The following is a 9,718-nucleotide window of genomic DNA, read 5'->3' on the forward strand; positions in this document are numbered from 1 at the left end:
TCTCGGACCGCGGGGGACGTCGAAGGCGAGTGGTTCAGCGGATGTTCACCGCGAACATAGGATGTATGTCTACGCGAAGAGGGCCTTGATGTCCATACCTCCCTCAATCCTGGCTCTAACGTAGGATGTATGTTAGGTTCCGGTCCGGAAACGATCTCCTGCTGGAGAGGGCGGCCATCGCCCGCTCCCGACCGAGCCGGAAGCCGTGATGACCCGCATCGACGCCCACCACCACGTCTGGGATCTGTCCGCCCGCCCCCACGCCTGGCTCGACCCGGAGCCCATGGCCCCCGTGCGCCGCACGTTCACCCTCGACGACCTCGCCGGCCCCGCGGCCGCGGCCGGGGTGAGCCGCACCGTGCTGGTGCAGGTGCTGCCCGACCTCGGCGAGACCCGCGAGTTCCTGGCCCTGGCCGCCGCGTCCGAGCTCGTCGCGGGTGTCGTCGGCTGGATCGACCTGACCGCGCCCGGCGCCGCGGACACCCTCGCCGGACTGCCCCACGGGCTGGTCGCCGTCAGGCACGGCGTGCAGTCCGAGCCCGACCCCGGCTGGCTCACCCGCGCCGACGTGCGCCGCGGGCTCGCCGCCGTGGCCGCCGCCGGGCTGGCCTACGACCTGCTCACGCTCCCGCACCAGCTGCCCGCCGCCATCGACACGGTGGCCGCCATGCCGGAGCTGACGTTCGTGCTCGACCACCTGTCCAAGCCGCCGATCGCCTCGGGCGAGCTGGAGCCGTGGCGCAGCCGGGTCCTGGACCTGGCCCGCCACCCCAACGTCTTCTGCAAGCTGTCCGGGATGGTCACCGAGGCCGACTGGGCGTCCTGGCAGGTGGCCGGCCTGCGGCCGTACGCCGAGATCGTCCTGGAGGCGTTCGGGCCCGAGCGGGTGATGTTCGGCTCCGACTGGCCGGTGTGCCTGCTCGCGGCCGGCTACGAGCGGGTCGCCGAGACCGCGGGCGAGCTCTGCGCGGGCCTGTCGGACAGCGAGCGCGCCGACGTCTTCGCAGGGACGGCGCGGCGGGCGTACCGGCTGGACTGACGGCCGCACCGGCCGCCCGCCGGCCTCAGGCCGCCTCGACACGGAACGTGGTGTGGTACGCCCGCGACTCCTGCGGGCCGAGCCAGATCATGCTGCCGTCCTCCCTGGCCGCCGCGTCGCCGGCGACATGGTGGGTGGACGGCTCCAGCCCGACCGCGTAGTTGCCGGAGCGCAGGTTCAGCCACTCGAAGAAGTACGGGAACTCCTCCGCCGGCCACTCCACGGACACCTTCATCCCGAGCCGGTCGTTGACCACGGCCACCCGGTGCAGCCCGTCGTCGCCCGGGACGAGCGCGTGCTCGTACACCTGCTCCACGAACCCCGGCACCGGCCCGGCGAAGACGATGTGGCCGGCCTGCTGCTCGGCCACGCTGTCGCTCTGCCAGAGCGTCTCGCGGATGGCCGCCTCGAACCTGGCGCCCTCGTCGAGCAGCGGCCAGCCCAGGTTGATGTGGTAGAGGTACATGTGCGGCGTCGGCTCGAACCCCGCGTTGGTGACGGTGTCCACCAGCCTGATCTCCTCGCCCCCAAGGTCGGCCTCGATCCGCCGCACCAGTCGCAGGTTCTCGGCGAAGACCGCGGCCTGGCGCACCTCACCCTCGGCCCACAACACGCAGCGCTCGCCATCCCAGCGCTCGCCGTAGCCGGTCAGCCGGGCGGGCAGGTTGCCCGCGCGCCCGTGCAGGCCGTGCCGCACCGACGTGCGGGGCGGGTAGCGGTAGGTTTCCGCGGGCACGTCGCCGCCGAACAGCGTGTGGTCGAGCCCGGCCGTGACGACGAGGCCGGAGAACGAGCGCAACCAGGACAGCCCGTCCTCGTCGGCGTTCTCGTGCAGCCCCGGATGGCGGAAGCCGGTGGGGGAGCGCCAGCCGAAGGCGCGCCCGCCGTGCTCGGCGTGCCCGATGTCCATGCACCTGTCCACCAGCACGTCGAACGCCAGACCTGAGCCCGTCCTGAACTCCAGCGTCCTGATGCCGCGCTCGGCCCCGTCCCCGAGCGTCACCAGCCGGACCCCGCCGGCCGCGCTCAGATCGCCCGTCAGCTCGGCCAGCCGCCTGCGGTCCGGCGTCATGCCATCACCCACCCTCCGTTGACTTCGATGGTCTGGCCCGTGACGAAGGAGGCGTCCGGGCCGGTCAGGAACGACACCACGGCCGCCAGCTCCTCCGGCTTGCCGCGCCGCTGGAGCGCCTGCCGCTCCAGCACCATCCGGTCGTACGCCTCCGGATCCGGATGGATCCTCTCCGCCGCCGTCGGGAACGCGCCGGGCGAGACACAGTTGACCCGGATCTCCTTCGGGCCGAGCTCGCGGGCCAGCGCCCTGGTGAGCGAGGCGGCGGCGCCCTTGGTGGCGACGTAGGCGGCCAGGTCGGACCAGCCGCCGTGCATGGTGATGGAGGCGATGTTGACGATCGCGCCGCCCCGGTCGCTCATCTGCCGGGCCGCGAGCTGGGCCGCCAGCCAGTAGGCGCGCTGGTTGACCGCGTGCACGTCGTCGTACTCGGCCAGCGGCACCTCCAGGAAGGGCCGGGCCGGGTAGACGGCCGCGTTGTTGACGAGGATGCCGACCGGCCCCAGCCGCGCCTCCGTCTCGGCGAACGCGGCCTCGACGGCGGCCGGGTCACGCAGGTCGGTCTCCAGGTTGAGGCTGCCTTCGAGGGGCTTGGCGTCGACGTCGAGTGCCGCCACCCGGTGGCCGTCGGCGGCCAGCCGGCGGACGATCGCGCGGCCGAGCGCCCCGGCGGCGCCTGTGACGAGCGCCGTGGTCATGGGTTCCTCCATTCGTTGTGGTGCAGCTCCTTGAGCAGGTCGCGGGCCGGGACACGGGCGAGCAGCCCGTCGCGGATCAGCGCGGACGACCTCTCCTGCAGGGCGATGTAGCCGGGGAAGCGTGGCCTGATCCAGGCGGCCTCCAACGTGGCCCGGGTGTCGCGGTAGAAATCGTTGCCCTCCCCGGCGGTCTCCCACGCGGCGCGGGCCGCGGGCTGCCCGCCGGTGGCGGGGAACAGCCCCGCCTGCACCGGCTCCGACAGCAGGCGGCGCAGGTGGGCGCGGACCGCCTCGCGGATCGTGCCGACGCGCCGCCTGGAGACGGCCAGCCCGGTGCCGCCGAGCACGCTGCCCGGCGGCCGGTCCGGCCAGGCGGGGGCGTCGGAGAAGGACAGGGGGTAGGCGGCGTAGCCGTACAGCAAGGGGCAGCAGTCGGTCTCACCCGCCGCCATCGCGTCGAGCACGCCGATCGGGTTGCGCAGCGACAGCCCGGGGTCCGCGGCCGCCAGCAGCTCCGCCATCAGCTCCAGCGCCCTGACCCCGGCCTCCTCGTCCAGGAAGTCGCCCGAGCAGAGCGCGCAGAACATGAGGAACGCGTGCGGCCCGCCCAGGCACAACGCCATCCGCGTGCCCCGGGCGAACTCCGCCATCTCCGTCCACTCCGTCGGCACCTTCACGCCCGGCCTGGCCGCCGCCACCTGGGTGGCCGCGTCGAGCGGCAGCGCCCACTGGCGCCCGTCCAGGTGGTAGCTGTCGAAGCAACGGCCCGCCGAGCCGGCCCGCAGGCCCGCCAGCTCGTCCGGCTCGAACAACTCCTCCATCGGCACCAGCGCGTCCACCGCCGCGCCCAGCCCCGGATGGTCGATGACGAGCACGTCGTACGTCTCGCAGAGCCGCGCGATCGGCTCCGACTCGAACCCCTCAAGCGGCTGCCGGTCCCACACGATCGGCTCGGGCACGCCGCCGTACGGGTTCGAGCCGGCCAGGTCGAGCCGGGTCAGCTCGTCGAGCGGGGCGTACCCCCTCGGATGGTCCCAGGTCAGTCCTCGCATGCCAGCACGCCCTCCGCCACCAGCTCGGCCGTGCGCTCCGGCGGGTATCCGAGCTCGTCGAGCAGCTCCCTGGTGTGCTCGCCCACCAGCGGCGCGCCCCTGCGCACCTCCGGAGGGGTGGCGCTGAGGCCGTAGGGGAAGCCGGGCGTGGTCACCGTGCCCTCGGTGCGGTGGTCGTAGGTGACGAACGAGCCGTTGTGCCTGACCTGCGGGTCGGCCACCAGGTCGGCGTAGCCGTACACCGGGCCGGCCCACAGGTCGTGGCGGGCGCAGATCTCCAGCCACTCGGCGGTCGTACGGTCGGGCAGGCGGCGGGCCACGATCGCGGTGATCTCGTCTCGCCTGGTGTGGCCGTCGGCGTCGCCGTCCATGCCCGCGAGCTCGGGCAGGCCGAGGGCGACGGCCAGCGTGTCGAGCCGGGGCATGCCGAGCGCGAGATGACCGTCCTTGGTGGCGAACACGCCGTAGGGGGCGCGGATGTAAGTGTGGCCGTGCGGCTCGCTCCCGCGGCGCTGCGGCACCCCGCCGACCGTGAAGATCGACAGTTCCTGCATCTGCACGGCGACGGCCGCGTCCAGCATGTTGACGCTCACCCGCTGACCCTCTCCGGTGCGCTCGCGGTGCAGCAGCGCTGCGAGCGCGCCCTCGAAGGCGCTGTAGGCGGTGATGGCGTCGACGGCGTACGTGCCCGCGGGGGCCGGCGGGTCTCCCTCGCGGCCGGTGCTCAGCATGGCGCCGCTCATGGCCTGCAGCAGCAGGTCCTGGCCAGGCCGCGACTTGTACGGCCCGCTTTCGCCGTAGCCGGACATGGAGACGTACACGATGCGGGGGTTGAGCCCGCTGATCGTGGCGTGGTCCATGCCGAGCCGCTCGGCCACGCCGGGACGGTAGTTCTGCAGGAACACGTCGGCCGTCGCGGCCAGCTTGTGCACGATGGCCCGGCCCTCGTCCGACTTGAGGTTCACAGCCAGGCTGCGCTTGTTGCGGTTGAGCGACAGGAACGACGCGTTCACCCGGTTGCCCGTCGCCCCGCCCGCCGGGGCGTGCCGCTGCCACTCGCCGGTCACCGGCTCCACCTTGACCACGTCGGCGCCCAGGTCGCCCAGCCGCATGGCGGCCAGCGGCCCCGCCATCGCGATGGACAGGTCGACCACGCGGTAACCGTCGAGAACGCCCATCAGCGCCCCTCGAACACGGGCTCGCGCCGCTCGGCGAAGGCGGCCCTGCCCTCGGCCGCGTCGGCGGTGGCGAAGCAGACGGTCTGCAGGTCACGCTCGTACTGGATGGCCTGCTCCAGCGGCATCGAGTAGGCCGCCCTGACGTTGGCCTTGGCCGTCTGCGCGGCGATCGGCGGCCTGGCCGCGATCCGGCCGGCCAGTTCCAGCGCGGCCGGCAGCAGCTCCTCCCTCGGGTGGAGCTCGGTGACCAGGCCCCACTTCAGGGCGCGGGCGGCGTCGATCGGGTCGCCGGTGAGCAGCATGGTGGCCGCGTTGCTCGGGCCGACGGCGTGGGCGAGCAGCGCCGACTGGCCGCTGCCGCCGATCCAGCCCAGTTTGATCTCGGGGGCGGCGAACGTCGCGGTGTCGGCGGCCAGCCTGATGTCGCAGGCCATGGCCAGTTCCAGGCCGCCGCCGTAGGCGTAGCCGTTGACGGCCGCGATGATCGGCTTGCGCAGGGCGCGTACGGCGTCGCCGTAGTCGCCGCGGTTGCGGAACTCCCACGGCGTCGCGTAGTCGTCGAGCTCGCCGATGTCGCTGCCGACGCAGAACGAGCGCTCGCCCGCGCCCGTGAGCACGGCCACCCGTACGGCCGGGTCGGAGTCGACCCGGTCCAGGCCGGCGCGGAGCGCGGCGGCCATGTCGGGGGTGATGGCGTTGAGCTTGGCGGGTCTGTTCAGAGTGACGACGGCCACGGGGCCGTCGACGTCGAGGTGAACGTGCACTTATTCGCTCATTTCGGAAGTTCTTCGGCTATTCGGCGGGTCTTCAGCAGCAGAGCCGGACGTGTTGCTCGGCGTCGGCGCGGGCGACCTCGACCACCTCGCGCATCGCCTCCTCGGCCTTGCGGTGGTGGTGGCGCCTGATCGCCACGGCCACCCGCTCGTGACCGGGCAGCGTCTCCTTGTTGTGGGTGACCGAGCGGGTGTGCACCTGGCGCACGGACCGCAGGGCGATGCTGATCATGTCGTAGATGTAGAGCAGCAGGTCGTTGTCCGCCGCGGCGAACACCGCCTTGTGGAAGGCCAGGTCGGCCTCGATGAACGGCTCGGGGTCGTCGGCGGTGGCGTAGAGCGCGGCCAGTGCCTCGTCGATGCGCCGGACGGCCACCGCGTCCGCCCGCTCGGCCGCCACCCGCGCCGCCCCGGGTTCCAGCGCGACCCGCAGGTCGGCCAGCACCCGGATGTCGCCCGGCCGCGGCTCGGGCACGAACCGCCAGCTCAGGACGTCGGCGTCGAGCAGGTTCCAGGACCCGCGGGGGCGCACGATGGTGCCCGCACTCCTCCTGGTCTCCAGCAGGCCCTTGCCGGCCAGCACCTTCACGCCCTCCCGGACGGCGGACCGGCCCACGCCGAGCTCGCCGACCAGCTCCTCCTCGATGGGGATGGACGTGCCGGGGGCCAGCGCGCCGCCGACGATCTGGGCGCCGAGCGCCTGGACGACCTGGACGTGCCGGGCCGCATCCGGCTGGGGATCTGTTGCCACGGTTCCGCAAGGTACCCCGAGCGCGGGCCTTTTCCTAGACCTTCATCGGATGAAGTTGGCATTTCATCGGATGAAGGCTCTTAACAATCCACGATCTCGGTAGTACGTTGCCTGGGAGTGGCCCGGCCAGACGCCCGAGATGACCGCCACCGCCACCGCCGTCAATCCCGTGTCCGACCCCCTGCACCGGCCCGGTCCGCGACCTCTGCGCGGGCACCGCCGCCGCGACCTCGAACGACAGCTCACCGACCCCCGGATGGAGACACCAATGAGGCTGGGACTGATCCACACCTCGGCGACGCTGGTCGACGTGTTCGCCAAGCTGTGCGCCGAGCACTTGCCCGGCGTCGGCACCTTCAACATCGTCGACGACAGCCTGATCAAGAACACCATCGCCGCGGGCCGCCTCACCCCCCAGACCGCGCGTCGCGTCGCCGGTCACGTCGGCTCCGCCGAGGCCGCGGGGGCCGATCACATCCTGGTGACCTGCTCCTCCATCGGCGCCGCCGTCGAGGCCGCCGAACCGCTGACCGGTGTGCCGGTGACGCGGGTGGACCGCCCGATGGCCGACCGCGCCGTCGCGCTCGGCCGCAGGATCGGCGTGCTCGCCACCCTGAACACCACCCTCGAACCCACCGCCGACCTGGTACGCCGGCGCGCCGCCGCGGCCGGCAAGGAGATCGAGCTGACCGCCAGGGTGTGCGAGGGCGCGTTCGAGGCGCTGATGACCGGCGACGCCGCCACCCACGACGCGCGCGTGGCGCAGGCCCTGCGCGAGCTCAGCGGGAACGTCGACGTGGTCGTGCTGGCCCAGGCGTCAATGGCCCGCGTCGCCGGTGCGGTGCCGGCGACGACGCCGATCCTGGCCAGCCCACCGCTCGCCATGGAACACCTGGCCGGGGAGATCCTCGGCGATCGGGCCCGCCGATGACCGCCTCCCCAGGATCAGGGCGCCGGCCGGCCACCACGCCCGGCGCGGAGCACGGGCGGACCGGTACGCCGGGTGCGGGGCACGAGCGGACCGCCGCACCCGGGGCGGGGCGTGAGCTGGTCGTCGCCACGTACCACGTGCTCACCCGCCTGCCGCTCGACCAGGCGGTGAGCGCGATCGCGGGCGAGCAGAGCACCGGCACGTTCGTCAGCGTCGCGGGGGAGACCGACGAACTGCGCGCCCGGCACGGCGCGGTGGTGCTCGGCATGACCGAGATCCCCGCGCCGGTGGCCGAGGCCCTGCCGGGCGCGGCGGGCGACGGGCCGCTCACGGCGGGCCTGGTGCGGATCGGGTTCCCGCTGGCCAACACCGGGCCGTCGCTCACGAACCTGCTCCCCGTGGTCGCGGGCAACCTGTTCGAGCTGCGCGAGCTGGCCGGGCTGAAGCTGGTCGACCTCGACCTGCCCGCGGCCTTCGGGGAGGCGTACCTGCCCGCCCGGTTCGCGGTGGAGGGCACGCGGCGGCTGGCGGGGCGTCCATCCGGGGTGCTGATCGGCACCATCGTCAAGCCCAACGTCGGGTTGCGCCCTTCCGACTACGTGGACCTGGTGCTCGAACTCGGGTTGTCCGGGGCCGACTTCATCAAGGACGACGAGGTGAACGGCGACTGCCCGCCCGCGCCGCTGCCGCAGCGGGTGCGTGCGGTCACGGGTGCGCTCGACGAGGTCGAACGGCGGACCGGGCGGCGGCCGATGTACGCGTTCAACATCAGCGACGAACCCGACCGGATGCTCGCCAACCATGACCTCGTCGTGGCGGCCGGGGGAACCTGTGTCATGGTCAACCTGAACGTCGTGGGCCTCCCCGCGGTCGCGATGTTGCGCCGGCACTCCCGCGTGCCGATCCACGGGCACGTCACCGGCACCGGAGCCCTGTTCCGCCACCCAGGCATCGGCATCGCGCACGTCGCCTACCAGAAGCTGGCCCGCCTGGCCGGGGTCGATCACCTGCACTGCGGCGGGTTCCACAGCAAGTTCTACGTCACCGACGACGACGTGCAGCGGACGGTGGCGGCGGTGCGCGAACCGCTGCTCGGCGGCTTCCCGTGCCTGCCCGTGTTGTCGTCCGCCCAGTGGGCCGGCACCGCGCAGGTCACGCTGGACCGCACCGGCACCAGCGACCTGCTCGTCCTGGCGGGAGGCGGCGTGCTCGGCCACCCGGACGGCCCCGCGGCCGGGATCACCAGCATGCGGCAGGCGTGGGTGGCGGCGGTGGCGGGCGTGCCGCTGACCGAGGTGCACGAGCCGGAACTGGCCAGGGCGCTGGAACACTTCGGCGGGGTGGTGCGGAGATGAGGCCCCGGTGACGCGCATCGCCTTCGCAGCCGACGACTTCACGGGCGCGACCGACGCGTTGTGGCAGTTCAGGCGGCTCGGGCTGACCGGGTCCCTCGTCACCGACGTGGCGCACCTGCACGACCGGGACGACGTCATCGGCATCGCCACCACGGCTCGGGCGTCGGCCGACCCCGCCTCCGTGGTGCTGCCCGCGTTCACGGCCCTGGCAGAGCTGCGGCCGCTGGTCATCCAGTACAAGGTCTGCTCGACCTTCGACTCGTCCCCGGAGCACGGGAGCATCGGGGCCGTCGTCGCGGCCCTGCACCGTGCGGGCCTGGCGCGGGGTCCCGTGCCGGTGCTGGCCGCACAGCCCGAACTGGGCCGCTACACGTGGTTCGCCAACCATTTCGTACGCGCGGGCGACCATGTCCACCGGCTCGACCGGTATCCGCCGGCGCGCGACCACCCGGTCACCCCCGCGATGGAGGCCGACCTGCGGGTACGCCTGGCCGAGCAGGGCGCGGGACGGACCGGGTGGCTGCCCGCGTCGCCGTCGGAGGAGGCGTACCGGGCGAGGGCCGGGGACGCGGCGTTCGTCGCGGACGCGATGACGGACGAACACGTCAGGGCGCTCGGCCGGCTGCTGGTCGCCGACGCCGCCACCCGTACCCCGATGTGCTGCGTCGGCTCCGGCGGCCTCAGCCGCGCCCTCGCCTCAGCCCTCACCGCCGCCGGTGCACCGACCACCACCGGACAGCAGGCCCCCGGCGCGCTGACGACGGAGGACCGGGAGGCGCGCGGGGCGGGCGGCGCGCTGACGACGGACGTGCAGGGGCTTCACGGTGGCCGGGGCGCGGTGACGGTGGACGGGCGGGAGGCTCGTGGGG

General features: G+C 73.3%; 10 protein-coding genes. 4 read left to right on the top strand and 6 right to left on the bottom strand.

Going from position 1 to position 9,718, the window contains the following annotated elements; all coding sequences use genetic code 11:
- The first annotated feature begins 208 nt into the window (after nucleotides 1-208).
- The gene (locus E1294_RS33695) at nucleotides 209-1,039 is read left to right on the top strand and encodes an amidohydrolase family protein (RefSeq protein ID WP_132515017.1); all 831 of its coding nucleotides are present in this window, start codon (nucleotides 209-211) and stop codon (nucleotides 1,037-1,039) included.
- 25 nt (nucleotides 1,040-1,064) lie between these two features.
- Here E1294_RS33695 and E1294_RS33700 read toward each other — a convergent pair whose 3' ends face one another.
- From E1294_RS33700 to E1294_RS33725, 6 genes are read right to left on the bottom strand one after another with little or no spacing between them, the layout of a single operon-like run.
- On the bottom strand, nucleotides 1,065-2,111 hold the full coding sequence (locus E1294_RS33700) for an aldose 1-epimerase family protein (RefSeq protein WP_132515018.1): 1,047 nt from the start codon (nucleotides 2,109-2,111) through the stop codon (nucleotides 1,065-1,067).
- Complete coding sequence (locus E1294_RS33705) at nucleotides 2,108-2,809, bottom strand: SDR family NAD(P)-dependent oxidoreductase (RefSeq protein ID WP_220448077.1); 702 nt, start codon at nucleotides 2,807-2,809, stop codon at nucleotides 2,108-2,110. Before E1294_RS33705 ends, E1294_RS33700 begins: the two co-directional genes overlap by 4 nt.
- A complete protein-coding gene (locus tag E1294_RS33710) occupies nucleotides 2,806-3,861 on the bottom strand; it encodes a type 2 periplasmic-binding domain-containing protein (RefSeq protein WP_132515020.1) in 1,056 nt (351 codons plus the stop codon). The genes E1294_RS33705 and E1294_RS33710 overlap by 4 nt, the downstream gene beginning before the upstream one ends.
- Nucleotides 3,849-5,039: a CaiB/BaiF CoA transferase family protein gene (locus tag E1294_RS33715; protein ID WP_132515021.1), complete on the bottom strand. Its 1,191-nt coding sequence runs from the start codon at nucleotides 5,037-5,039 to the stop codon at nucleotides 3,849-3,851. Before E1294_RS33715 ends, E1294_RS33710 begins: the two co-directional genes overlap by 13 nt.
- Nucleotides 5,039-5,803, bottom strand: a complete 765-nt coding sequence (locus tag E1294_RS33720) for an enoyl-CoA hydratase/isomerase family protein (protein ID WP_165977612.1) — start codon at nucleotides 5,801-5,803, stop codon at nucleotides 5,039-5,041. The genes E1294_RS33715 and E1294_RS33720 overlap by 1 nt, the downstream gene beginning before the upstream one ends.
- A 43-nt stretch (nucleotides 5,804-5,846) precedes the next feature.
- Nucleotides 5,847-6,563, bottom strand: coding sequence for a FadR/GntR family transcriptional regulator (locus E1294_RS33725; protein ID WP_132515022.1), 717 nt, complete (start codon nucleotides 6,561-6,563; stop codon nucleotides 5,847-5,849).
- A 139-nt stretch (nucleotides 6,564-6,702) separates the two neighbouring features.
- On the opposite strand from E1294_RS33725, the gene E1294_RS33730 reads away from it, so the two are divergent.
- From E1294_RS33730 to E1294_RS33740, 3 genes are all read left to right on the top strand, one after another.
- Complete coding sequence (locus tag E1294_RS33730; RefSeq protein ID WP_220448078.1) at nucleotides 6,703-7,494, top strand: aspartate/glutamate racemase family protein; 792 nt, start codon at nucleotides 6,703-6,705, stop codon at nucleotides 7,492-7,494.
- Entirely contained in the window at nucleotides 7,491-8,849 is a 1,359-nt protein-coding gene (locus E1294_RS33735) for a RuBisCO large subunit C-terminal-like domain-containing protein (RefSeq protein ID WP_132515023.1), read from the top strand. Before E1294_RS33730 ends, E1294_RS33735 begins: the two co-directional genes overlap by 4 nt.
- 7 nt (nucleotides 8,850-8,856) lie before the next feature.
- Nucleotides 8,857-9,718: four-carbon acid sugar kinase family protein (locus E1294_RS33740; protein WP_132515024.1), on the top strand; the 862-nt coding region annotated here is incomplete at its 3' end.

The organism is Nonomuraea diastatica (genome assembly GCF_004349015.1).
GTDB lineage: Bacteria > Actinomycetota > Actinomycetes > Streptosporangiales > Streptosporangiaceae > Nonomuraea > Nonomuraea diastatica.